Here is a 23,747-nt window from a genome sequence, read left to right as displayed (position 1 = left end):
CCTTTCAAAAACAGTACAGACGGTCGCCCGCATCCTTACGGCCACCGTCCTCTAATACGATTCCATTTAAAGCCTGCGCCCTGATGCGGGCACTGATCGATCACATCGGGTCGTTGCGGCGCAACAGCTCTTCGGGCAAGTGCTCGATGTACTCGTCCTCGGCCGGCGGCATTTGCAGGTGGTAGCCCTGCTTGTCGAGGTTTTCCAGCACCACCGTGATGTCCTCGCGGGACAGCTTGCGCTCCGGCGTCAGCACCATGTCGAAGGCGTGGTGGGCCTTGCCGAAGGCTTCCATCAAGGGTTCAGGCACGCGCTCCAGGGCGTCGCTTTTGAGCACGTAGAGGTACATGCCGTCTTTTTTCTTGCTGCGATAGATGGAGCAAATACGTTTCAAGGCTGTTCTCCGGCGGTGGCCAGGCTGTCGAGCAGCGCCTGGCCCATCAGCTCGCGACGCCAGCCACGCAGCGAGTCTGGCAATTGATAAGGCCCATCGGGGTAGCCGCTTTTAACCAGGGCTTCGAGGGTTTTCTTGCGCAGCATCAGTTCCGGCGCCATGTCCAGGCGCTCGGCGAACGTCTGGCCCAGGGCGCGCAGTTGCTTGATCAGCGTGGCTGCGTCCACCGGCAAAGGCTCGGCGACGGCGGGAGGCCACTGGTCCATCGGCACGCTGCCGGCTCGCTTGATCAGGTCCAGCAGGAATTGGCCGTCCTGGCGCACGGTGCGTGGGTGCATGTCTTCGATCTTGCCCAGCGCTGCCAGGTTATCCGGCTGGGATTTAGCCAGCGGCCACAACGAGTGCTCGCGAATGATGCGGTTGCGCGGCAGGTCACGTGCACGGGCCTGCTGCTCGCGCCAGGCGCACAGTTCACGCAGCACGGCGAGTTGGGCGCGGGACAGCTTCCATGCCAGCTTGGCATCGCGGTAGACCTCGTAAGGGTCGATCTCACGGCGCAGGTTGGCTACCAGTTCGGCGCCGTCTTCCAGTACCCAGGCGTACTTGTCATCCGATAGCCGGGGGCGCAGGCGGATATACACCTCGGCCAGGTGCACCGCGTCTTCGGCGGCGTAGCTGACTTGCGTCTCCGACAACGGCCGCTGCAGCCAGTCAGAGCGGGTTTCGCCCTTGGGCAGCTCGATATCCAGCACGGCTTGGACCAGGCGCGAGTAGCCCATGGAGAAACCGAGGTTCAGGTAAGCCGCAGCCAATTGGGTGTCGAACAGCGGCACCGGCAGGCTGCCGGTCAGGCGCAGCAGCACTTCCAGATCTTCGCTGCAGGCATGCACCACCTTGATCACCGCCGGGTTTTCCAGCAAGGCGGCCAAGGGTTGCCAATTATCGATAGTCAGCGGATCAATCAGGTAAGCGCGGATGCCATCACCAATCTGGATCAGCCCGGCAATGGGATAAAAGGTGTCGACCCGCATGAATTCGGTGTCGAGGGCGACGAATGGCAACTGCTGCCATTCGGCGCAATGCTGGCCGAGGCTATCGTTGTCGCAGATCCAGTGAATATCGATGGCCACACGGCTCTCCCTTGAAGAATGGCGCGCAGTATATATCGCGAAAGGGACTTGCGAGCATCCGTAGTGCACACAGCATCATGAAAACTCCGACAGCAGACGAAGAATAGTCCGACAAATGGAAGTTATCCTCTCTTACGCAGAACGTACACGCACCAAAGCCTCGAGCCCGGCAGGAACTCCTGATAATTCAGAATCTTGAAGCCTGCCCGACGAAACTCGTCTTCCACCGGTGTTCCTGCGCTGACAGAAACAATGACCGTGTCGCGGCTGACGCGATGAAACTCGCGTAACAAGATTGATCGCACCTCGCTGCAGCGCACATGCCGAAACAATTCCAGGCAGAAAATGCAGTCCACCGCATTCGCCGACAGGCCAATGGAGAACGCCGAGCCTTGAAATGTCTTTACGCGCTTGAGCAGCGTCCCCGGGTGATGGGTACGAGCATGGTCGAGCATGGGCTGGGAGTGGTCCGAGGCCAGGATCACCCGGTTGACATGTTCCGCCAACACCGGCCAGAAACGCCCCGAACCACACGCCAGGTCAAGGACGAGCCCCGGCTCGCCGGCCACCTTCAGCGCATGGCGCACCAGCCGTGCATCGCGCCAAGCCCCCAGGCGCTGCAACAGCCGGGGTGGGCGCGAGTCACCGCAGACCCTGGCGTGCTCACGGTCACAGCGCTCAGTGAATTCGATCTCGATGGAGGGTGGGGGTTGTGGCAACATCGCGGGCTCATGTGGGTAAAACGGTAGTGAACGATCTTGACCCGCAGCTTAACCACCGCAACGTGAAAAAAAGGTCGAAAGCCTCACTACCGTGAAATCGGTCACGCCTGGTGCAGGTACCAACGCCAATCCTGCTCACCGACCTCGCCCATGAACTGGCGGTATTCCTCGCGTTTAACCGCCAGATAGACGCCGAGGAACTCACCGCCGAACGCATCCCGTGCCCAACTTGACCCCTCAAGTGCGCGCAGGGTGGTCAGCCAATCCGTAGGCAGCAACGCCTTGGCCTGGGCGTAGCCGTTGCCTTCCACTGGGGCACCGGGGTCGCGCTGTTCGCGGATGCCGCGGTGGATGCCGGCAAGAATCGCAGCGGCCGCCAGGTAAGGATTGGCGTCTGCCCCGCAAATGCGATGCTCGATATGCCGGGAATGGGCCGGGCCACCGGGCACGCGCAGGCTGACGGTGCGGTTGTCCACGCCCCAGGTGGCGGCCAGGGGCGCGTAGCTGTTGGTCTGGAAACGCCGATAAGAGTTGGCGTTAGGGCAGAACATCAACAACGAATCAAGCAAGGTGTCGAGCATGCCGCCCACCGCCTGGCGCAACAGCGGCGTGCCATCAGCCGCCTCGCTGGCGAACAGGTTATGGCCCTGGGCATCGGCCAGGCTGACATGCATATGCATACCGGTGCCGGCCAGGTCATCGAATGGCTTGGCCATGAAACACGCCGTCATCCCATGCTTGTGGGCCACGCCCTTGACCAGGCGTTTGTAGCGCACCGCCTCGTCCATCGCCTGCAACGCGTCAGTGCGATGTTCGAGGGTGATTTCAACCTGGCCCGGAGCGTATTCGGAGATCGCCGTGCGCGCCGGGATACCTTGCAGTTTGCAGGCGCTGTAGAGGTCGGCGAGAAACGGCTCGATCTGTTCCAGTTCGCGCAGGCCGTAGACCTGGGTCGAACGTGGACGCTTGCCGTCCGCGTCCCGCGCCGGTTGCGGGCGGCCGTTGCTGTCGGGCTTCTGGTCGAGCAGGTAGAACTCCAGCTCTGCGGCCATCACCGGGTAATACCCGTCAGCCTTGAGGGCATCGATGACCTTGGCCAGCAGGTGCCGGGGGTCGGCAACGGTGGCGGGTAAACCTTCAGTGGGGTGCATGCTGACTTGCACCGCAGCGGTTGGGATCAAGCGCCAGGGCATGCGCTGCAGACTGCCGCTGATCGGGTAGGCGCGGCAGTCGATATCACCCACGTCCCATACCAGCCCGGAGTCATCTACGTCGTCGCCATTGATGGTCAAGCCGAGGATGGTGCTGGGCAGTGGCCGGCCACTTTCATACACCGCCAGCAGCTCGTCGCGGTGCAGCAGCTTGCCGCGTGGTACGCCGTTGTTGTCGAGGATAAACAACTCGAACAGCTCGATGTCCGGGTTCTGTTCAAGGAACGCCTGGGCTTCGTCCAGGCTGGCAAAATCTGTCATGGGAATTCTCATACGTTTGGGTCAGGCAGATGCGCACAAGTGCGTCATCCATTGGATAGATCAACGTAGGAAAAGGTATCGGGTGGGCGTGCGTGTCGGCAGTGAAACAAGGCCCAGAAGGCCAGTTCGGAGGGTAGCGCCTCAATATCGGCCGGGCCGGGCACGGGCAATGTCGCGGGATGAGGGGAAGAACCGTCCATGCGCAAATCACATTGAGGTAGATGCCCGGCACCTTAGCACGCGTTGGTCGCGAGTTAGATCCAGGTTCTATAACGTTTTGTTGCAATGCGGCCAAACATTCGCCGCCGCTTGCTACCTTGGCGCTCTGCTGGAAATAATGGCCGCCCCCCGCATGGCCTCCAAGGATTCGACTCCCATGAAAGTGCCTCTAGCCCTCTGTGTACTGGCGACCCTGGCAAGCACCGCCCAGGCCGACACCACCGCCTCGCGCCTGGATGAAGTACTTCAGCGCGGCACCCTTACCGTCTGCACCACCGGCGACTATAAACCCTACACCTCGTTGCGTACCGACGGCCGCTATGAAGGCATTGACATTGCCATGGCCGAATCCCTGGCCAAGAGCCTCAACGCCAAGGTCAACTGGGTGCCTACGACCTGGAAAACCCTGATGCCGGACTTCCTTGCCCGACGTTGCGACATCGCCGTGGGCGGTATTTCCGTGTCGCTGGAGCGCCAGAAACAAGCCTTCTTCAGCCAGTCCCTCGGAGTCGACGGCAAGATCCCGCTGGTGCGCTGCGCCGACGTGCAGCGCTACCAGACAGTCGAACAGATCAATCAGCCTCAGGTGCGGGTGATCGAGCCGGCAGGCGGCACCAACGAAGTGTTTGCCCGCGCCCACCTGGCCAAAACGCAGATTCGCCTGCATGACAATGTGACGATTTTTGACCAATTGCTGGCAGGCAAGGCCGACGTGATGATCACCGACGCCAGCGAGGCGCGCTACCAGCAGAAGCTCAAGCCTGGGTTGTGTGCGGTCAACCCGGAGCAACCGATGCAATACAGTGAAAAAGCCTTCCTGCTGCCTCGCGATGATGTGGCCTGGAAGAGTTATGTGGATCAGTGGCTGCACCTGAGCGTAGCAACCGGTGTGTATGAGGGAGTGGTCAGTCAGTGGTTGGCTGCGCCTTGATGGCGATCCAACGGGTACACCGCGGTCAAAATGTGGGAGCCCCCACCACATCTTCGATGTGACGCTGTCGCGCAGCAAACTAGGGAGCTTGCTCCCGTGGCGGCCTGACAGCCGAGCAGGATGTTGGTTTTCGTCCTGGGTACATATCCGTTATTTGGGCAACGGCCACTTATGGTTCCGCTTTTACAGCGGCTCACTTTTGAAAGGCCGGAATGCCGGCCCAGGCAAAAGTAAGCCGCCGTAAGGGCGGAACCTATAGTGGCCGTTACCTAAGCAACGGATATGTACTCGCCCCAACAACCCAACAACCCGGTCACATCGTCGACGTGGCGCCGTCGCGCAGCAACCCGGGCCGCCTCCAAAATATCCGGTGTTAAGACTAAATTTTAACTCTTTAAAATCAGTATATTATTTGAAGTTTGATAAGAGGGGGCTTGCCCCCGATTGCAGTGGCTCAGCTAATAAATCTACGCCTGACACACCGCTATCGGGAGCAAGCCCCCTCCCACACTTTGCTTGTCTTACACCAGGTAAAACGCGCTTGCCCCTCCACTCGGCGCCTTGATCAACTCGACGAACGCCCTGCAGGCGGCACTGCGGTAGGCGCCCTTGCGGCTCAATAGTGCGGCAGTACGCTGCGGCAACGGTGGGTCGATGGTCACGGCGTGCAAGCCCGTCTGCGCCTCGGCCAGTGCCTGGGGCAGGACGGTTGCCAGTGGCGTATTGCGCACGATTTCGATGATTGCGCTGATGGAGTTGGCTTCCATGGCGATGCGGGGTTTCACACCTTGCCGGCGGCAATAGTCATCGATATGACGGCGGGTGGCGAAGCCCGTATTCAGTAGCACCAGCGGCTGCTCGAGCCAATCGAGGCGAATCAATTCGGAGTGTGTGCTCCCCACGACCACACTCAACTCTTCGACAAATAGCGCCTCACACTCGATGTCTGGCCCATGCTCGCCGGTAAATCCGATGCCGATATCCAGCAGATCCTCGCCCAGGGCGACTTCGATGCGGTCCTGGGTCAGTTCTTCGATGCTCAAAGTAATGCCCGGATACAGCCGGTTGAACCGCGCCAGCAGCGGGCCGATCAGGTAGGCGGTAAAGGTCGGCGTCATCGCCAGGCGCAAATGCCCGCGGCTGAGGTCTTGCACATCGTGAATGGCGCGGGTGCCGGCCTGTAGGTCTTGCAAGGCCAGCCGTGCAAAGCGCACATAGGCTTGCCCTGCATCGGTCAAGCTGACGCTGCGCCCGGAGCGGTCAAGCAGCGGCGCGCCCAGGCTTTCTTCAAGTTGCTTGATCTGCTGCGACAAGGTCGGCTGCGATACATGCAACGCTTCGGCTGCGCGGGTGAAATTGCGGTGCTCGGCGACGGCCAGCAAATAACGGATATGGCGCAACAGCATCGACAATGCTCCAGCTATAGGAACGACTTATAGAAAGCATAATAAACCGGTCTTGGACGCTATAGCTGAAAACTTCCATCCTTGCCCCACCAGCGACGCAAGGAGAACCACCATGCAGCATCTCATCGACGGCTTTCGCAAATTCCAGGCTGAAGCCTTTACCCAGCGCAGCGACCTGTTCAAACACCTGGCGACCACGCAAAACCCTGGCACCTTGTTCGTGTCCTGCTCCGACAGCCGTGTAGTCCCGGAACTTTTGACCCAGCAGGAGCCCGGCGATCTGTTCGTCATCCGCAATGCCGGCAACATAGTGCCGTCCTACGGGCCGGAGCCGGGCGGCGTGTCAGCCACGGTCGAATATGCGGTCGCGGTACTCGGCGTCAGCGACATTGTGATCTGCGGGCATTCGGACTGCGGCGCAATGACCGCGATTTCCACCTGCACATGCCTGAACCACTTGCCGGCCGTGGCCAACTGGTTACGCCATGCCGAGTCGGCCAGGGTGATCAACGCTTCACGCCAGCACGTCTCGGACGCTGCACGCCTGGAGGCATTGGTGCGCGAAAACGTAGTCGCCCAATTGGCTAATCTCAAGACCCACCCCAGCGTAGCCCTGGCCCTGGAACAAGGCCGGATGAACCTGCATGGCTGGGTCTATGACATCGAAACCGGCGGCATCGACGCTTTGGATGGGCGCACTGGACGCTTCGTCTCCCTGCTCGACCATCCAGCCACCCGTGCCCACGCCGCCTGAACCTGACTTAACCAAGAGGACGTCACCATGTTGCAATCCCAATTCGCCCAAACCCCACGCCTGGCCCTGGCGGACACCATTATCGACCTCAAGGCGCGCAAGAACCTGTCCTGGCAGGACCTCACCGACGGCACCGGCCTGAGCCTGGCCTTCGTCACGGCCGCCCTGCTCGGCCAGCACCCGCTGCCCAAGGACGCCGCAGACATCGTGTGCGACAAACTCGGCCTCGACCAGGACGCCAGCCGCCTGCTGCAAAGCGTGCCTCTGCGCGGCAGCTTCCCAGGCGGCGTGCCGACGGATCCGACCATGTACCGTTTCTACGAAATGCTGCAGGTCTACGGCTCCACCCTAAAAGCCTTGGTGCATGAACAGTTTGGCGACGGCATCATCAGCGCCATCAATTTCAAGCTGGACATCAAGAAAGTCGAAGACCCGGACGGCGGTTCCCGTGCGGTCATCACCCTGGACGGCAAATACCTGCCGACCAAACCCTTCTGATTACCCGGCAACCGTCTACGCTCTTGGCACATCAACAAGATCGAGGGACGGGTAAATGAACACACTGCTTCGAATCACCTGGCTGCTGCTGTTGTGTTGCAGCCAGGTGCATGCCGACCCGGCTCAGGAAGCGGACGCCCAAGCCGCCAAGGCCCTGCTGGAAAAGGCCTTGGCGTACTACCACCAGCAAGGCGACAAAGCCTTTGCCGCGTTCAGCCGCCAAGGCGAATTCATCGACCAGGACCGCTATGTGTTTGTGGTCGATACCCGGGGCGTACTGCTCGCCAGTGGCGGCCCCTCCTCTGCATTGATCGGTCGCGATGTGTCCGAGGTACTCGGGCCGGATTTGCGTCAGTCATTCAAGGACGCGCTCAAGGTGCCCGAAGGCCAGGGCATCCAACAGGCTGACTATCGTTGGCAGAACTGGAATGACGGCAAGGTCGAACACAAGCACGTGTTTTATCAGCGGGTGGGCGAACGCATCCTCGCGGTCGGCTATTACCTGCCCCGGGCCACGCCGGAACAGGCGCGAGCGCTGCGCAACAAAGCGGTGAATGCGCTGGTGAAGGACGAAACCGGCACACTCAAGGCGATCAATTCCTTGCAGGGCGGTTTCCTGCAGGATGACCTGTATGTATTTGTGGTCGACCTGGATACCCAACGTTATGTGGCCCACGGTACCAACCTGCGCCTGGTCAATACCGACTTCGGCAAGATCAAGGACCCGGACGGCAAGCCGGTGGGTGAGCCGATCCTCAAGCTGATGGCCGAGCAGGACCAGGGGGAATACGAGTACCGCTGGAGGAACCCGGTGACCGGCAAGGTCGAGAACAAGCACGCTTATGTGCGCAAGACCGGGCATTTCATGGTGGCAGTGGGTTACTACAGCCCCTGACCTGGAATGCAATTAAAATGTGGGAGGGGGCTTGCTCCCGATAGCGGTGTATCAGTCAAAAATATTCTGACTGATCCACCGCTATCGGGAGCAAGCCCCCTCCCACATTTTGACCTCCTGCATTCATTTGGACTTTGAGGGTGTCAGTTAGCGGGCTTTGTCTTCCCGGCCGCGCAGCACCCGGTTCGGCATCGCTATCGCCGCCGCCAACCCGAGCAACGACACCGCCGCGCTCACCATCAGCAAATGCCGGAACGTCACCGCCAACTCCCCACGCAACGCATCCTGGGCCGGGCCCGGGGCGGCGTTGAGGCCGTCGAGCAAGACGTTGCCGGAGCTGCCTTCGGCCACCAGCGCGCCGCTGGTCAAGTGGGCAAAACTGGAATCGTGCAACAACGCCAGCAGCAGCGCCGACATGCACGCCACCCCGACGGCCCCGCCCAGGGAGCGGAACAGGTTGGTGGTGCTGGTGGCGACGCCGATGTCCCGTTGCTCCACCGAGTTCTGCGTGCCTACCAATGAGGTGGGGAACTGCATGCCCGCGGCGATCCCGCACAGCAACATGAATACGGCGGTGATCACCATCGCCTGGGGCGCGCTGTAGGCCATGCCAAGAATGGCCAAGGGGCTCAACAATGCGCCACTGAGGATCATGGGTTTATAGCGGCCGGTCACCGAGGTCATGCGCCCGGCGAAATACGCCCCCATCGGTAGACCCATCGCCAGTGGCAGCAGGTGCAGGGCCGCGCTGTCGGCGCCTGAACCGGTCACGGTCTGGTAACGCAGGGGCATCAATACGGTCAGGGAAATCGCCTGGAAGCTGGTGAAGAAAATCGTGCACCAGCACAACACCGCGCTGCGGTTGGCGAACAGGTGCATGGGCAGCAATGGCTCGCGGGCCCGGCGCTCGTGCCACACAAACACGCTCAGCGCCAGCAGTGCGCAGGCCAGCAACCCCAGCACTTCGTCATCGCGCCAATGATGGCCCTGGCCGATTTGCGTGATACCCAGCAGCAACGCGGTCAGGCCGATGATCATCAGCACCGTGCCGAGGTAATCGATGATCGGCTTGCGCTGCGGCACCGGCAGCCCCACCAGGGTGCGATGGGCCACGTACCAGGCGCCTGCACCCAATGGCAGGTTGATCAAAAACACCCAGCGCCACGACAGGTACTCGGTCATATAGCCGCCCAGCACCGGCCCGGCCACGCTGGCTACCGCGTACATGCTGCTGAAGTAGCCCTGGTAACGGCCGCGTTCGCGTGGGGGAATGATGTCGCCGATGATTGCCTGGCTGACCGAGATCATCCCGCCGGCACCGATGCCCTGGAGAATTCGCGCCAGCACCAATTGTTCCATGCTCTGCGCCATGCCACAGAACAGCGACGCCAGGGTGAACACGCCCATGCCGATCAGCATCATCGGCCGGCGCCCATACAGGTCGCCGAGCTTGCCGTAGATCGGCACCGCCACGGTCATCGCCACCATGTAGCCGGAGATCACCCAGGCCAGCAGGTTGACGTCATGGAACTGCGCGGAAATGGCCGGCATGGACACGGCGACAATGGTCTGGTCCAAGGCACCGAGGAAGATCGCCATCATCAGTGCAGCAAGGATGCTGCGCACGGCGGGAACGGTTGGAGCGGGCTGATTGAGGTGAGTCACGGCAGAACCTTCGAGCAAGGCCCGCAGGAAAAGGTCGCCCGCGGGAATGCTCGATACGATAGCAGGCTATTCGATAGGCTCGTAAGCAAGCCCGACGTAATTTTCTGCGATGGTTTTGCGCCCGGCCTCGGAGTGAATGAAATAGTCCAGTTCGCTCTCGGCAATACGCTGGCTGAAAGCGTCCGCCTGGGGAAACTGATGCAGCATCGAGGTCATCCACCAGGAAAACCGCTCGGCTTTCCACACCCGGCGCAGGCAGATCGCCGAGTATTTTTCCAGCAAGTCCAGGCGCCCTTCGCGATACACCTTGAGCAGGATCCGGAACAAGCTGCTCACATCGCTGGCCGCCAGGTTCAGGCCCTTGGCACCGGTGGGCGGGACGATATGCGCGGCATCGCCGAGCAGGAACAGGCGCCCGTATTGCATGGGCTCCACCACGAAGCTGCGCAGCGGCGCGATGCTCTTTTCAATCGACGGGCCGGTGACCAACTGCTCTGCCAATGCATGGGGCAGGCGCGCTTTGAGCTCCTCCCAGAAACGTGCATCCGACCATTGCTCCACGGCCTCGTCCTGCGGCACTTGCAGGTAATAACGGCTGCGCGTCGGTGAACGCATGCTGCACAGGGCAAAGCCCCGCGCGTGTTTGGCGTACACCAGCTCGGCGTGTACCGGCGGTGTGTCGGCGAGCACACCCAGCCAACCGAAGGGGTAGACCCGTTCGAACACCTTTAATGCCTCGGCCGGAATCGACTGACGGGCGATGCCATGGAAGCCATCGCAACCGGCAATGTAGTCGCACTCCAAGCGCCAGGCTTGGCCTTCATGCTCGAACGTCAGCCAGGGCTGCTCACCCTTGAGGTCATGGGGCTGCACATTGGACGCTTCATACAGGGTGGTGGCGCCGGCGGCTGCACGAGCGGCCATCAGGTCGCGGGTGACTTCGGTCTGGCCGTAGATCATCACCGACTGGCCACCGGTCAAGGTCTTGAGGTCGATGGGGAAGAGTCGGCCATTGAGCGCAATGTCAAAACCGTCATGTACCAGCCCCTCGGTGTCCATGCGTTGGCTGACGCCGGCCTCGCGCAGCAGGTCGACCATGCCTTGCTCCAACACGCCGGCCCGGATGCGACCTTGCACATAATCGGCGCTCTGGCGCTCTAGGATAAGGGTTTGAATACCAGCGTTGTGTAGCAACTGGCCGAGCAGCAATCCGGACGGACCGGCACCGATAATGGCAACTTGAGTTTTCAGGGTTTTCATTATTTTTATCGCCTTCACCCTTCATTCGAACGGATCGAGTGAAAGAGTTGTCAGTGGACTTGTGGCTGACATTTTTCACTTGAGTGAGCAGCATAAGAAGGTGAAAACTGCCTCAAAGCCTGCACTTTTCGCCAATCGGGGCGATTACCGAACCACTATCCTGAGTATCGGATTGAAACCATGACCAAAACCGCGATTCCGGTCTTCAAGCTTTACGGGGAAAGCCAGCAGTGGCCGACGCCCGATTTGTTGCACTGCGAAACTATTTCCCGGCGCAGTCGGGAATACCAGTGGGAAATCCAGCCCCACCGGCACGCGGACCTGTGTCAGTTGCTGTATGTGCACAAAGGCCAGGCACAACTGGAAATCGAAGGCCAGCGCACCACCCTCAACGAGTCGAGCCTGCAAGTGCTGCCGCCGCTCTGTGTGCATGGCTTTCGTTTTTCTGAAGATGTACAAGGTTATGTCGTGACCCTCTCGGCGCCGCTGGTCAGCCACTTGCAGGCGCAATTGGGCGACACCATCGATGGTTTGCAAACCCTCGGCAGTTACCCGGCAGGCAAGGACAGCGACTACCTGAACAGGCTTTTTGCCCGTTTGCAGGACGAATACGCCGATGATCAACCGGCCCGGGACATGATGCTGCATGCCCTGGTGAGCGTGCTGCTGGTGTGGGTCAGTCGCCAGGCGATCCAGCGCCGCCATCCCCGGGCACCGCGGGGTCGTGAGTATTTCCGCCGCTTCACCCAGCTGGTCGAGCAGCATTACCGTGAGCATCCCAAGATTGAAGACTTGGCCCACAAGCTGGGCATCTCGGTCTCACACTTGAATGGCACGTGTCGGGAGTTGGGCGGGCAACCGGCGTTGCAGATCATGCATGATCGTCAGTTGCTGGAAGCCAAGCGCTTGCTGACCTACACCAGCATGACCATCAATGAGATGTCCGAGGTGCTGGGTTTTTCTGACCCGACCAACTTCTCGCGGCTGTTTCGCCGCCGAGTCGGGTTTTCGCCCAAGGCCTTTCGCGAGCAGTTAAAGGCCGAGCAGCCTACCGGAGTGCGCTGAAACTGCCGCTGCGCGGCACGCATTGATCCTGATGGCAGCTGATGGCGAACGCCGCCGGCTGCATGCGCGTTTGCTCGACGCGATAGGCGGCAGTGCCATACAGCGCCGTCGCCAATGCGCAGAGGGAGAAAATCGTCAGGTATTTGCGGGTTTTAATACTCATGGCACTGCCCTCCGGACCCGATCTACAGGGTGCTGTTTAAAGCATAGGTCAGCTAGGGCAAGTTGCCATGATTGGTTGCCATTCAGCGCGTTTATAGCGCGCTCAGAGCCCGATGTCCCATGCGGGCTCTTCGGGAAACCGCAGCACCAGGAAATCCAGCAGGCTGCGCAGCGCCGAGGGCATGTGCTTGCGCGAGGCATACACCGCATAAATGTTCATCTGCCGCGGCTCAGCTTCTGGTAATAAGCGCACCAGTTCACCACTGCGGATCAAGTCGCCGGCCTGGTAACTGGGGAGCATCGCCACCCCTGCCCCGGCCAGGGTGATACGCAATAACGTGCCGGCCTCGTTGGCCGTGATATTGCCGTGCACCGGCACCGACACGTGTTCGCCCTGTTCTTCGAAATGCCACAGGCTCTTGCCGAAATAAGAGTGGGTCAGGCAATTGTGCCGGGCCAGGTCTTCGACTTTCTGCGGGGCTGGATGCTCGCGCAGATAGGCCGGTGTGGCGCAGACCACCGAGCGGCATACGGTCAAGCGCCGGGCGATCAGGTTCGGGTCCAGGTCATTGCTGGTGCGGATCGCCAGGTCAATGCGCTCATCCACCAGATTCACCGTGCGATCGAGCATCTGCAGGTCGACCGTCACCAACGGATAGCGTTTGACGTACTCGGCAATGGCCGCGCCCAATTGCGCCTGGCCGAACGAGGTGCTGACACTCAGGCGCAGCAAGCCTCGGGGCGCGTCATCGGGCTCACTGACGGCGGCCTGCATATCACCACACAGTTCCAGCAATTGCCGACAGCGCGGCAGGGTTTCGCTGCCGGCGGCGGTGAGGCTGAGCTTGCGTGTGGTGCGGTGCAGCAGCCGCGCGCCGACCCAGTCCTCCAGTTCGGCCAGGTAGCGTGACACCACCGGCCGCGACAGGTCCAGATGATCGGCGGCGGCAGACTGGCTGCCCAGGTCGACCACGGTGACAAACACGCGCATTGCTTGAAGACGATCCATGATTTGCCCGATTTCAGAAACAAACTATGTCCCAGCATCGCATTTTTTGTGGTGTTTTATGCAACTAAGCTCTGTGCATCCCTTACCCATGGCAGGAGCTGCCCGATGTTCTCGACCTTCAAACGCTTGACCCTGGCTACTGCCGCCCTGGCCTTCGCCGCCCACGCCGCCGCCGCAGAGCTGAAACTCGACGTCTACAACCCCGGCGAAGCCGCGATCTTCCCGGTCAGTTCGGTGTTGGTCAGCGGCGCCAAAGACGCGATCCTGGTGGATGCGCAATTCGGCAAGGGTCAAGCCGAGCAACTGGTGCAAAAGATCCGCGCCAGCGGCAAGCACCTGACCACCATCTACATCAGCCATGGCGACCCGGACTACTACTTCGGCCTCGACACGCTCACCAGCGCCTTCCCCGACGCCAAGGTGCTGGCGCCGCAACCGGTGGTCGACCATATCAACGCCACCGTCGCCGGCAAGCTGGAATTCTGGGGTCCGAAAATGGGCGCCGACAAACCCGCCAGGACCATCGTGCCGCAGGCACTGCAAGGCCACAGCCTGTCTCTTGAAGGGCAACAGCTTGAAGTGATCGGCCTCGACGGCCCGCAGCCGGATCGCAGCTTTGTGTGGATTCCGTCGATCAAGGCCGTGGTCGGTGGCGTGGTCGTCGCAGAAAACATCCACCTGTGGATGGCCGATACCCAGGGCGCGCAATCCCATAAAGACTGGCTGGCAACCCTCAAGCGTATTGAAGACTTGAAACCGCAGACGGTGATTCCAGGCCATTACCTAGGCACTCCATCATTGGCCTCGGTGAAATTCACCGCTGACTACATCAAGGCTTTCGACATCGAGACCGCCAAGGCCAAGGATTCTGCCGCCCTGATCGCGGCCATGAAACAGCGTTACCCCACCCTCGCCGACGAGAGCTCGCTGGAACTGAGCGCCAAAGTCGCCAAGGGCGAAATGAAGTGGTGATTGGTTTGAACCCTTAACCCTGTTGGAGAACGTCATGAGCAAGATCGCAATCATTGGGGCCACTGGCCGTGCCGGTAGCCAACTGCTGGAAGAAGCGCTGCGCCGTGGGCATAGCGTCACCGCCATCGCCCGCAACACCGACAAGCTGGGCGTTCGCCCGGGCGTCACGGTCAAGCAGGTCGATGCCCTGGACGCCGACGCCCTGCAACACGCCATCAGTGGCAGCGACGTGGTAATCAGCGCCGCACACTTTGCCACCTTGCCCGCCGGCGCCGTGATCGGCCCGGTGAAAAGGGCCGGGGTCAAACGCCTGCTGGTGGTGGGGGGTGCAGGTTCGCTGCTGCTACCGGACGGCAGCCGCGTCATCGACAGCCCGGGCTTCCCGGCAGAGTACAAGGCCGAAGCCAGTGCCGGGGCTGAATTCCTGGAAGCGCTGCGTCAGGAAAAGGAGTTGGATTGGACGTTCCTGTCGCCTTCTGCCCTGTTCGATGGAACCGGGCGCACCGGTAAGTTCCGTCTGGGCCAGGATGATCTGCTGGTGAGCAGTGACGGTAACAGCTCGATCAGCTTTGCCGACTACGCCATCGCCATGATTGATGAGGTTGAAACACCTAGACACTCGCGTCAGCGCTTCACCGTCGGTTACTGATACAACGGGTTAAAAATGTGGGAGGGGGCTTGCCCCGATAGCAGTGGATCAGGCAGATTATTTGCGACTGACACACCGCTATCGGGGCATGGGTATCTAGACAACTTCTGGTACGCCGCCGGCCCATGTGGGAGGGGGCTTGCTCCCGATTGCGGCCTCACACCCGACCAGGATGTTCGGTTGGATCGAGTACATATCCATTGTTTAGGTGACGACCGCTATTGGTTCCGCCCTTACGGCGGCCGTTACCTAAGCAACGGATATGTACTCGCCCCAACAACCCAACAACCCGGTCACATCGTCGACGTGGCGCCGTCGCGCAACAACCTGGGCCGACTCCAAATATCTGGCGTTCAGACTAAATTTTAACTATTTAAAATCAGTAGCTTACTTGAAGTTTGATAAGAGGGGGCTTGCCCCTCCCACATTTGGACCTTCAGTGCTGTGACTGCTGTGCCTGGCTCACTAGCCAGTCCATCAGGGCCAACAAGCCAGCAGAAGGCACTTTCCCCGGGGGATACACCAGGTAATAGCCCATCCCCGTAGGCACCCGCAATTCGAACGGCATCGCCAGGCGCCCGGCCTTCAAGTCCTCGCCTATCAACGCACGATCACCGATCGCCACGCCTGAACCTTGTGATGCCACCGTCATCGCCAGGTCCAAAGTTTCGAAATGAGGCCCCTGGCTCAGGTGACTCAAGTGCGTACCCGCCGCCTTCAACCACAACGCCCAATCGCGCTCGTCCCGCGTGGGATGCAACAGCACTTGTTGCTGCAGATCAACCGGGGTGTGCAAGCCTGCCAGCAGCGTCGGCGCACACACCGGGGTCAGTTGTTCGTCGAACAAATGCCGTGCCTCGGCGGCCTGCTCGGCGATGGGTGCGTAGATCACCGCCGCGTCGAATCGCTCGCGATGAAAGTCCACGGTATAGGCCACTGTGGTGGTGAGTTCCACCGGCACGTCCGGGCGCTCCTTTTGCCATTGCAACACGCGCGGCAGCAGCCAGCGTATGACGCAGGTGGGCGCCTTGAGTTGCAGGACCTCGCGGCGCCCGCCGATTTGCTCCACCGCCTCGTTGATCAAGCCGAACACCTGCTGTACCCGCAACGCCCACTCGCGCCCCTCCTCGGTCAGGCTCAAGCCCCGAGCCTGGCGCAGGAACAAGGCATAGCCCAACTGGCTTTCCAACCCGGCAATCTGCCGGCTCACCGCCCCCTGGGTAATGTGCAGTTGTTCGGCGGCACGGGTGAAGTTGCAACACTGGGAAGTGACCCAGAAGGAGTGCAACGCGGGCAATGGTGGAAGGCGTTTCATCGCGGTTCAGCCATGACGTGAGGACATGGCAAGTATGACTTTTTATCGATTGTTGCCGCTACCGGCCTGCCGCTCCAATAGCGTCTCGAATCCATCACAAGAGCGACCTCTATGGCGACCTGCGGCGAAGTATTGGTCAACCTCCTGGAAAGCTACGGCGTGGACCAGGTGTTCGGCATCCCCGGCGTACACACCGTGGAGCTGTACCGTGGCCTGGCGCGTTCCAGTATCCGTCACATCACCCCGCGCCACGAACAGGGCGCCGGTTTCATGGCCGACGGTTATGCGCGCACCAGTGGCAAGCCCGGCGTGTGCTTCATCATCACGGGCCCCGGCATGACCAATATCACCACGGCCATGGGGCAGGCCTATGCCGACTCGATCCCGATGCTGGTGATTTCCAGTGTGCAGGCGCGCAGCCAACTGGGGGGCGGGCGCGGCAAGTTGCATGAGCTGCCCAGCCAGAGCGCGCTGGTGGCAGGCGTGGCGGCCTTCTCCCATACCCTGATGTCGGCGGCAGAATTGCCTGGCGTGCTGGCGCGGGCGTTTGCGCTGTTCCAGGCCGGTCGGCCGCGCCCGGTGCATATCGAGATCCCTTTGGATGTGTTGGTGGAGAACGCCGATGCCCTGCTGGGCAGTGCACCGGTCAACGTGGCCCGCGCCGGCGCGGCACCGGCGACGGTCAGGCAGATGAGCCGCTTGCTCGCCGCCGCCAAGCGCCCGCTGATCCTGGCCGGTGGCGGTGCTATCGATGCAGCGCCAGAAATGACCCGCCTGGCCGAAACCCTCGGCGCCCCCATGGCCCTGACTATCAATGCCAAAGGCCTGCTGCCTGCCGCACATCCTTTGTTGCTCGGCTCGACCCAAAGCCTGGCGGCCACCCGCGCCCTGGTCGCCGAGGCCGATGTGGTGCTGGCCATCGGCACGGAACTGGCGGAGACCGACTATGACGTGACCTTCGCCGGCGGTTTCGAGATTCCCGGCGCGTTGCTGCGCATCGATATCGACCCGGACCAGACCGTACGCAACTACCCACCCCAGGTGGCGCTGGTGGCCGACGCGACAATCGCCGCCGAGGCCTTGCTCACCGAGCTGAACCGCCAGCCACTGCCACCGCGCCACGCCGAGTGGGGCGCAGCACGCGTAGCCCGTTTGTGGGCCGAACTGGCGCCCACCTGGGATGCCGCCACCCGCGCACAAACACTGTTACTCCACACCATCCTGGAAGCACTGCCCGGCGCCGTGCTGGTAGGCGACTCCACCCAGCCGGTGTACAGCGCCAACCTGACCCTGAACCTCGACCACCCACGCCGCTGGTTCAACTCCTCCACCGGCTACGGCACCCTCGGCTACGCCCTGCCCGCAGCTATCGGTGCCTGGCTGGGGCACGGCGACGGGCAACCGGTGGTGTGCCTGATCGGCGATGGCGGCCTGCAATTCACCCTGCCGGAACTGGCCAGCGCCGTGGAAGCCCGCATACCGGTGATCGTGCTGTTGTGGAATAACCAGGGTTATGAAGAGATCAAGAAGTACATGCTCAACCGCGCCATCGAGCCGGTGGGCGTGGACATCTACACCCCGGATTTCATCGGCATCGCCAAGGCAATGGGGTGCGCGGCAGAAAGCATCGATGGCATCGAACAACTGCGTGCGGCATTGCGTGCGGCTGCTGAGCGCCCGGGGCCGACGCTGATTGAAATCGATCAGGGGCGGTGGCAGCAGGCGAACATTTGAGCCGTGGATCACGCCAACCACCCTGTCGATTCTGACAGTAGACGCACGAGTACGACGCCGTAATATTCAAGCCATGCACAACGTTGATGCACAAGGAGGCTGCATGGCTAAGGCATCGATATTTTCCGGCAACCTGGTAGTGATTGGCTTTGGCTCGATCGCCAGGGCCACACTGCCGCTGTTGCTGCAGCAGGACACGCTGATCCTGCGCACCATCACCGTGATCGCGCCCGTACTTGACCAGACATCATGGTTCGAAGCCCACGGCATCACCTTTATCAAGGCGCACTTGGACGAGGACAACTACGAAGCCTTGCTGGATCGGTATATCGACCCCGGCGACTTCCTGCTCAATTTATCCGTGGACGTCAGTTCCATCGCCCTGATGACCTATGCCGCCAATGCCGGTGTGTTGTACCTCGACACCTGTATCGAACCCTGGGCCGGTGGTTACACCGACCCGACGCTGTCGAGCGAGCAACGCACCAACTACGCCTTGCGCCAGCAAATGCTCAAGTTGCGCAAGAAACTCGGCAAGGGGCCCACGGCGGTGGTGGCCCATGGCGCCAACCCCGGGCTGATCTCACACTTGCTCAAGGCGGGGCTCATGGGGCTGGCAGACGAACTGAAGCACCCAGTACCCGTCGCCAACGCTCACGTGGAATGGGCACGGCTGTCGATGCAAATGGGGGTCAAGGTGATTCATATCGCCGAGCACGACACGCAACGCTCCACCCAGCCCAAACAAACCGGAGAGTTCGTCAATACCTGGTCGGTCGACGGTTTTATCAGCGAAGGCGGACAGCCGGCAGAGTTGGCGTGGGGGACCCATGAGAGACACTGGCCGCCAAATGCGCGACGTCATCGTAATGGTGAAAAAAATGCTATTTTTCTGGATCGCCCCAGCGCGACGGTGCCGGTCAAGACCTGGACACCTGTAGAGGGTAGCTGCCTGGGCCTGTTGATTACCCACCATGAAACCTGTTCATTGGCCGATTGCCTGACGCTGCGCGAAAACGGCCATGTGATATATCGGCCCACGCTGCACTACGCCTACCGCTGTTGCGACGACGCATTATTGTCGATCCACGAATTGATCGGCAACAACTGGCAGCATCCGCGCAGCAAACGGGTAATGGGTCATGAAGTGGCCGACGGCGGCATTGATGCGCTCGGAGTATTGCTCATGGGGCATGCATTGAATGCCTATTGGTTTGGCTCAATGCTGTCGGTTGACCAGGCGCGGGCCCTGCTGCCGTTCAATACGGCCACCAGCCTGCAAGTCGTCGCGGGGGTGTTCGCGGGAATGGTCTGGGCGGTGCGCAACCCCGACCGGGGCATTGTCGAAGCCGAGGATATGGACCATACGCATGTCCTCGACGCGGCGTACCCGTACCTGGGCCTCGTGCTTGCCCGGCAGACCGACTGGCGGCCGGCCATTAAGCCCCTGCCGGAACAACGCGACGACATTGAATACCCGTGGCAATTTGCACAGTTCACAGAGGCATGAATCGTTTTTTTCAATAGCCCCTGCAACTTTCTGATTTGCCCTGCTTCCCCATCCGTGGCCTGATTCGCCCTTGTTCACTCAAGGCAGGCCCATGGAAAACGTTCAGGCAAAACCCACCACCGCCGTCTGGCTGATGATCAGCGTGGTGCTGGTCGCCCTTAACCTGCGCCCGTCGATGGCAGCCGTGGGGCCGTTATTGTCGTCGATCCGCTTGGATGTGCCGTTGAGTTTCAGCAGCGCAGCCTTACTGACCATGTTGCCAGTCATGGCCATGGGCCTGGCAATGTTCTTTGGCATGGGCCTGGCCAAGCGCCTGGGCGAGCATCGCAGCATTGTGCTGTCGCTGCTGGTGATTGGGCTGGCAACCTTGTCGCGGTTGTTCCTGAATTCGGCATTGGAGTTGATCGTCAGCGCCATCGCAGCGGGTGTCGGCATTGCGCTGATCCAGGCGTTGATGCCGGCGCTGATCAAGTCGCGGTTCAACGCTAATGTCTCATTGTTCATGGGCCTGTACGTCACCGCAATCATGGGTGGCGCCGCACTGGCCGCCTCGTTCTCACCGTTTGTACAAGTGCAGACCGGCAGTTGGCGCATCGGCCTGGCAATCTGGGCAGCGCTGGCGTTGCTGGCCCTGGTGTTCTGGCATGCCCAGCGCGCAGTCTTGCCGGCGTTACCCCAAGCCGGTTCAGGCGCGCAGGCCTCCTTTTTTGGCAATCGCCGCGCCTGGTTGCTGGCGATTTTTTTCGGCCTCGGCACGGCGTCCTACACCTGTGTGTTGGCGTGGCTGGCGCCGTATTACGTCGAACAGGGCTGGAGCGAACAGAATGCGGGCTTGTTGCTGGGTTTCTTGACCGCGATGGAAGTGATCTCGGGCCTGGTCACCCCGGCCATCGCCAACCGCCGCCAGGATAAACGCGCGGTAGTCGCGGTGCTGCTGGTGCTGATCATCCTGGGGTTCTGCGGCCTTATCCTGAGCCCCGGACATTGGAGCCTGCTGTGGCCATGCCTGCTCGGCCTGGGTATAGGCGGCCTGTTTCCAATGAGCCTGATCCTGTCTCTAGACCACCTCGACAACCCCCGACGCGCCGGTAGCCTTACCGCGTTTGTACAAGGCATTGGCTACCTGATCGCCGGCCTGTCGCCACTGATCGCCGGCATGATCCGCGACCAGTTGGGCAGTTTTGAATGGGCCTGGTGGTCGTTGACGGCTGTGGTCGTGGTGATGCTGCTGATCGTCATCCGCTTCGATCCGAAGCATTACGCGCGACATATCCGCTGACGTCGTATTGCAAACATTATTTGTCCCACACATAACATTGAAGAGTCCTACAGAGCTTTCTATTGGTACGAGCGTTCCGTTAACATTTTGCCCAGTCTTGTACTGAGTTCGGTACAAAGGGTTTACGGACGAAACCGATGCTAAACAGTAACTTGCTCAGAAAACTCGACATGCAGGACCTGATGGTGTTTATCGCGGTCTACGACCAGAGCAGCGTTACCGATGTATCCGAGACGCTGTTCGTCAGCCAGTCCACCGTGAGCTATAGCCTGAAGAAGCTGCGTACCAGCTTTGAGGATGAGCTGTTTATCAACACGCGGGCGGGCATGCGTCCCACGTACAAGGCCACCACCATGTACGGGCATGTGCAGAAGATCCTGGAAAGCATCAACCTGTGTCACGCTGGTGGCCAGGCTTTCGACCCGACCCAACAGGCGGTGACCTTCAATGTATGCGCCCCGGAATATTTCGAACAACTGATCCTGCCGCGCCTGCTCAAGCACTTCGACCGCGCCGACCTGCCGGTGATCGTCAATGTGCAAAAACTGGAAGCCGATATTCCCGCCGATGATCTGCGTGAAGGTCGCCTCGACCTGGTGATCTGTTTCGGTCCGCACTTTCACCGCGCGCATAAAGACTTCAAGACACAGATGCTGCTCGAAGACGACCTGGTCTGCGTATTTGACCAACGCTCGGCGCCACGGGAGCCGGCGTTCAGCCTGCAATCCTACGTTGAGCGACGTCACATATTTCCCACGCCGTGGACCTCCGACACCAACATGATCGACGGCTGGCTCGCCCGCCAGGCCCGCAAGCGCCAGGTGATCGCGCGGGCCAACAGCTACAGCGCGGCGTTAAAGATGATTGCCGGCACTGACTTCATCCTCACCCTGCCCCGCCGCGTGCAAAAATTGCTGGCACCGGCGCCGGCGTTCGGTGTGTGCGAAGCCCCGAATGGCTTGCCGGGTTTCACTCTGGATATGCAATGGAATGAAACCAGTGGGCAGGACAGGGCCAATACCTGGTTTCGTGAACAAGTGGTGAGGGTGTGTGAGGAACAGAGCCTTTTGTAGGCGCGAGGGGGGACGCCTAGTTCTTGCTCGCGAAACACTCAAGCACTGCGTGCTGAACCAGGCTACCCGCGTTATCGCTGACGCTCTTCGCGAGCAGGCTCGCTCCTACATTGCACCTGCAAGCCCTCGGTCACTCATGAATGCTTCAAGCCGCGAGCGCATCCAGCGCTCCGCCGGGTCAGTGTCGACATGACTGAGCCAGACCATCGACAAGTCCAGTGTCGGGGTCTGGAACGGAAACGGCTCGCAGAACAGGTTCCCGCTGGCGGCCATAGCCTGGGCAGTGTAGTCCGGCAGGCTGGCGATCATGTCAGTGCCGGCGAGCAACGCCGGCAGCGAGCTGTATTGCGGCACCGAGAGCACCACATGACGCTTGCGACCCACCTCCGCCAGCCACTCATCGGCAAACCCGGCCACGTTGGCAGTGTGGGACACCAGCACATGGGGCCGTGCGCAATATTCGTCGAGAGTCAGCGGCGTATCCGAGGCATCGGCGCGCAGCAGGCACGGGCGGATATGCCGCAACAGCTTACGCTTGGCGTTTGCCGGCAGGCCGCGGGTCTGGGTGATGCCGACGGTGATATCGCCGGAAGCCAGCAGGTCGGGAATACGCCAGTAATCCACATGCTGTACCACAAACACTACCTGGGGTGCTTCCTGGCGCAAGGCTCGCAGCAACGGCGGCAGCAGGCCGAACTCAACGTCGTCGGACAGGCCGATGCGAAAGGTCATGGTGCTGATGGACGGATCAAAGTCGTGGGTCAGGCTCAGGGCCGATGACAGCGAATCCAGGGCCGGCGACAGGTGCTGGATAATTTCCTCGGCGCGGGCCGTGGGCTCCATGCGATGGCCGACGCGAATAAACAGCGGGTCATTGAACAGGGTGCGCAAGCGATTGAGGGCCGAACTGATAGTCGGCTGGCCAAGAAACAGCTTCTCGGCCACCCGCGTCACATTGCGCTCGAGCATCAGCGCTTCGAAGACCACCATCAGGTTGATATCGGCCTTGCGTAATTCATTGCGATTCATCGGCGCCTGCCCCTTTCCCCAAGACAAGCCGCAGTTTAGAAAGGCAGCGGGGCTGCGTCTATGTGCGCACTGTTCATCCGCAGGCTTTGAGACTATAAATCAGCTCTTGAAGGTCACAGGTACACCGCCGTGCTGGTCATTTTCGCCTTAAGCATCCTGCTCAGCGGGGTTTTGCTCTGGGCCATCAAATTCATCGTCCACCCCACCGCCAGGACTTTGCTGCGCGTTTTTGTCGGTTTATGCCTGGCGGCGGTGGTGGCTTACCTGGTGCTGGCTTCCGGGTTTCCGACCTCGCTGCTGGTGTGAAGGGCCTCCTGGCCCTGGCGCAGGCGTAATGCCGACAATGCGACCACTAGGCCGCCAAAGCGGGTGCGGTTCTCGACGCAGGCATTGGGGGATGTGGGTAATGTCTCTGAAGGTGTTGCGAAATTCGGTCGTCGCTCTCTTCCAGGCGAGGCTGCTCTTATCAAGCTTCAAGTAAGCTACTGATTTTAAATATTTAAAATTTAGTCTTAATGCCGGATATTTTGGAGGCGGCCCAGGTTCTGCGCGACGGCACCACGTCGACGATGTGACCGGGTTGTTGGGTTGTTAGGGCGAGTAC

General features: G+C 60.8%; 23 protein-coding genes. 12 read left to right on the top strand and 11 right to left on the bottom strand.

Annotated elements, in window-relative coordinates; translation table 11 throughout:
• Positions 1 to 100: 100 nt before the first annotated feature.
• The 4 genes from KVH01_RS03700 to KVH01_RS03685 form a co-directional block, all read right to left on the bottom strand.
• A complete protein-coding gene (locus KVH01_RS03700) occupies positions 101 to 394 on the bottom strand; it encodes a YcgL domain-containing protein (protein WP_014717482.1) in 294 nt (97 codons plus the stop codon).
• On the bottom strand, positions 391 to 1,524 hold the full coding sequence (rnd, locus tag KVH01_RS03695; RefSeq protein WP_043046477.1) for a ribonuclease D: 1,134 nt from the start codon (positions 1,522 to 1,524) through the stop codon (positions 391 to 393). Before rnd ends, KVH01_RS03700 begins: the two co-directional genes overlap by 4 nt.
• A gap of 122 nt (positions 1,525 to 1,646) precedes the next feature.
• Positions 1,647 to 2,246: a class I SAM-dependent methyltransferase gene (locus KVH01_RS03690; protein WP_217880491.1), complete on the bottom strand. Its 600-nt coding sequence runs from the start codon at positions 2,244 to 2,246 to the stop codon at positions 1,647 to 1,649.
• Between the two features lie 101 nt (positions 2,247 to 2,347).
• A complete protein-coding gene (locus KVH01_RS03685; protein WP_217880490.1) occupies positions 2,348 to 3,718 on the bottom strand; it encodes a glutamine synthetase family protein in 1,371 nt (456 codons plus the stop codon).
• Between the two features lie 376 nt (positions 3,719 to 4,094).
• Here KVH01_RS03685 and KVH01_RS03680 point away from each other — a divergent pair, with 376 nt between their 5' ends.
• Entirely contained in the window at positions 4,095 to 4,868 is a 774-nt protein-coding gene (locus tag KVH01_RS03680) for a transporter substrate-binding domain-containing protein (RefSeq protein ID WP_217880489.1), read from the top strand.
• A 521-nt stretch (positions 4,869 to 5,389) separates the two neighbouring features.
• Here the strand turns inward: KVH01_RS03680 and cynR are convergent.
• Positions 5,390 to 6,274, bottom strand: a complete 885-nt coding sequence (gene cynR, locus KVH01_RS03675) for a transcriptional regulator CynR (RefSeq protein WP_217880488.1) — start codon at positions 6,272 to 6,274, stop codon at positions 5,390 to 5,392.
• 112 nt (positions 6,275 to 6,386) lie between these two features.
• On the opposite strand from cynR, the gene KVH01_RS03670 reads away from it, so the two are divergent.
• The 3 genes from KVH01_RS03670 to KVH01_RS03660 are packed head-to-tail and all read left to right on the top strand — an operon-like array spanning position 6,387 to position 8,421.
• Entirely contained in the window at positions 6,387 to 7,028 is a 642-nt protein-coding gene (locus KVH01_RS03670; RefSeq protein ID WP_217880487.1) for a carbonic anhydrase, read from the top strand.
• A gap of 27 nt (positions 7,029 to 7,055) precedes the next feature.
• Positions 7,056 to 7,526 carry a cyanase gene (cynS, locus tag KVH01_RS03665; protein WP_056847330.1) on the top strand — a complete coding sequence of 157 codons (471 nt, stop codon included), beginning with the start codon at positions 7,056 to 7,058 and terminating at the stop codon, positions 7,524 to 7,526.
• 55 nt (positions 7,527 to 7,581) lie between these two features.
• On the top strand, positions 7,582 to 8,421 hold the full coding sequence (locus tag KVH01_RS03660; protein ID WP_217880486.1) for a cache domain-containing protein: 840 nt from the start codon (positions 7,582 to 7,584) through the stop codon (positions 8,419 to 8,421).
• 147 nt (positions 8,422 to 8,568) lie between these two features.
• Here the strand turns inward: KVH01_RS03660 and KVH01_RS03655 are convergent, their stop codons facing one another.
• Positions 8,569 to 10,086, bottom strand: coding sequence for an MDR family MFS transporter (locus KVH01_RS03655; RefSeq protein WP_217880485.1), 1,518 nt, complete (start codon positions 10,084 to 10,086; stop codon positions 8,569 to 8,571).
• A gap of 66 nt (positions 10,087 to 10,152) precedes the next feature.
• Complete coding sequence (gene pobA, locus KVH01_RS03650) at positions 10,153 to 11,337, bottom strand: 4-hydroxybenzoate 3-monooxygenase (protein WP_217880608.1); 1,185 nt, start codon at positions 11,335 to 11,337, stop codon at positions 10,153 to 10,155.
• Positions 11,338 to 11,526: 189 nt separating this feature from the next.
• Here pobA and KVH01_RS03645 point away from each other — a divergent pair, with 189 nt between their 5' ends.
• Positions 11,527 to 12,411, top strand: a complete 885-nt coding sequence (locus KVH01_RS03645; RefSeq protein ID WP_043046464.1) for a helix-turn-helix domain-containing protein — start codon at positions 11,527 to 11,529, stop codon at positions 12,409 to 12,411.
• Here the strand turns inward: KVH01_RS03645 and KVH01_RS03640 are convergent.
• Together KVH01_RS03640 and KVH01_RS03635 are read right to left on the bottom strand one after the other, a co-directional pair.
• Positions 12,395 to 12,574: a hypothetical protein gene (locus tag KVH01_RS03640; protein WP_043046463.1), complete on the bottom strand. Its 180-nt coding sequence runs from the start codon at positions 12,572 to 12,574 to the stop codon at positions 12,395 to 12,397. The genes KVH01_RS03645 and KVH01_RS03640 overlap by 17 nt on opposite strands.
• Positions 12,575 to 12,676: 102 nt before the next feature.
• Positions 12,677 to 13,582, bottom strand: coding sequence for a LysR family transcriptional regulator (locus KVH01_RS03635; RefSeq protein WP_217880484.1), 906 nt, complete (start codon positions 13,580 to 13,582; stop codon positions 12,677 to 12,679).
• A 105-nt stretch (positions 13,583 to 13,687) separates the two neighbouring features.
• Here KVH01_RS03635 and KVH01_RS03630 point away from each other — a divergent pair, with 105 nt between their 5' ends.
• Both KVH01_RS03630 and KVH01_RS03625 read left to right on the top strand, forming a co-directional pair.
• The gene (locus KVH01_RS03630) at positions 13,688 to 14,554 is read left to right on the top strand and encodes an MBL fold metallo-hydrolase (protein WP_217880483.1); all 867 of its coding nucleotides are present in this window, start codon (positions 13,688 to 13,690) and stop codon (positions 14,552 to 14,554) included.
• Positions 14,555 to 14,588: 34 nt separating this feature from the next.
• On the top strand, positions 14,589 to 15,203 hold the full coding sequence (locus tag KVH01_RS03625) for an NAD(P)-dependent oxidoreductase (RefSeq protein ID WP_217880482.1): 615 nt from the start codon (positions 14,589 to 14,591) through the stop codon (positions 15,201 to 15,203).
• A gap of 436 nt (positions 15,204 to 15,639) precedes the next feature.
• Here KVH01_RS03625 and KVH01_RS03620 read toward each other — a convergent pair whose 3' ends face one another.
• On the bottom strand, positions 15,640 to 16,518 hold the full coding sequence (locus tag KVH01_RS03620; protein WP_217880481.1) for a LysR substrate-binding domain-containing protein: 879 nt from the start codon (positions 16,516 to 16,518) through the stop codon (positions 15,640 to 15,642).
• A gap of 111 nt (positions 16,519 to 16,629) precedes the next feature.
• Here KVH01_RS03620 and KVH01_RS03615 point away from each other — a divergent pair, with 111 nt between their 5' ends.
• The 4 genes from KVH01_RS03615 to KVH01_RS03600 all read left to right on the top strand — a co-directional run bounded on the left by KVH01_RS03615 (position 16,630) and on the right by KVH01_RS03600 (position 22,114).
• Complete coding sequence (locus tag KVH01_RS03615; protein WP_217880480.1) at positions 16,630 to 18,252, top strand: 5-guanidino-2-oxopentanoate decarboxylase; 1,623 nt, start codon at positions 16,630 to 16,632, stop codon at positions 18,250 to 18,252.
• Between the two features lie 103 nt (positions 18,253 to 18,355).
• A complete protein-coding gene (locus KVH01_RS03610; RefSeq protein WP_217880479.1) occupies positions 18,356 to 19,762 on the top strand; it encodes a saccharopine dehydrogenase NADP-binding domain-containing protein in 1,407 nt (468 codons plus the stop codon).
• Positions 19,763 to 19,853: 91 nt separating this feature from the next.
• Positions 19,854 to 21,041 carry a cyanate transporter gene (locus KVH01_RS03605; RefSeq protein ID WP_217880478.1) on the top strand — a complete coding sequence of 396 codons (1,188 nt, stop codon included), beginning with the start codon at positions 19,854 to 19,856 and terminating at the stop codon, positions 21,039 to 21,041.
• 137 nt (positions 21,042 to 21,178) lie between these two features.
• Entirely contained in the window at positions 21,179 to 22,114 is a 936-nt protein-coding gene (locus KVH01_RS03600; protein WP_217880477.1) for a LysR family transcriptional regulator, read from the top strand.
• Between the two features lie 105 nt (positions 22,115 to 22,219).
• On the opposite strand, the gene KVH01_RS03595 is transcribed toward KVH01_RS03600, so the two are convergent.
• Positions 22,220 to 23,143, bottom strand: a complete 924-nt coding sequence (locus KVH01_RS03595; RefSeq protein WP_217880476.1) for a LysR substrate-binding domain-containing protein — start codon at positions 23,141 to 23,143, stop codon at positions 22,220 to 22,222.
• Positions 23,144 to 23,272: 129 nt separating this feature from the next.
• Here KVH01_RS03595 and KVH01_RS03590 point away from each other — a divergent pair, with 129 nt between their 5' ends.
• Complete coding sequence (locus KVH01_RS03590; protein ID WP_164486643.1) at positions 23,273 to 23,449, top strand: hypothetical protein; 177 nt, start codon at positions 23,273 to 23,275, stop codon at positions 23,447 to 23,449.
• The last annotated feature ends 298 nt before the right edge of the window (positions 23,450 to 23,747 follow it).

The organism is Pseudomonas khavaziana, from assembly GCF_019145205.1.
GTDB classification, from domain to species: domain Bacteria; phylum Pseudomonadota; class Gammaproteobacteria; order Pseudomonadales; family Pseudomonadaceae; genus Aquipseudomonas; species Aquipseudomonas khavaziana.
This window is presented reverse-complemented; position numbering and strand designations above follow the sequence as displayed.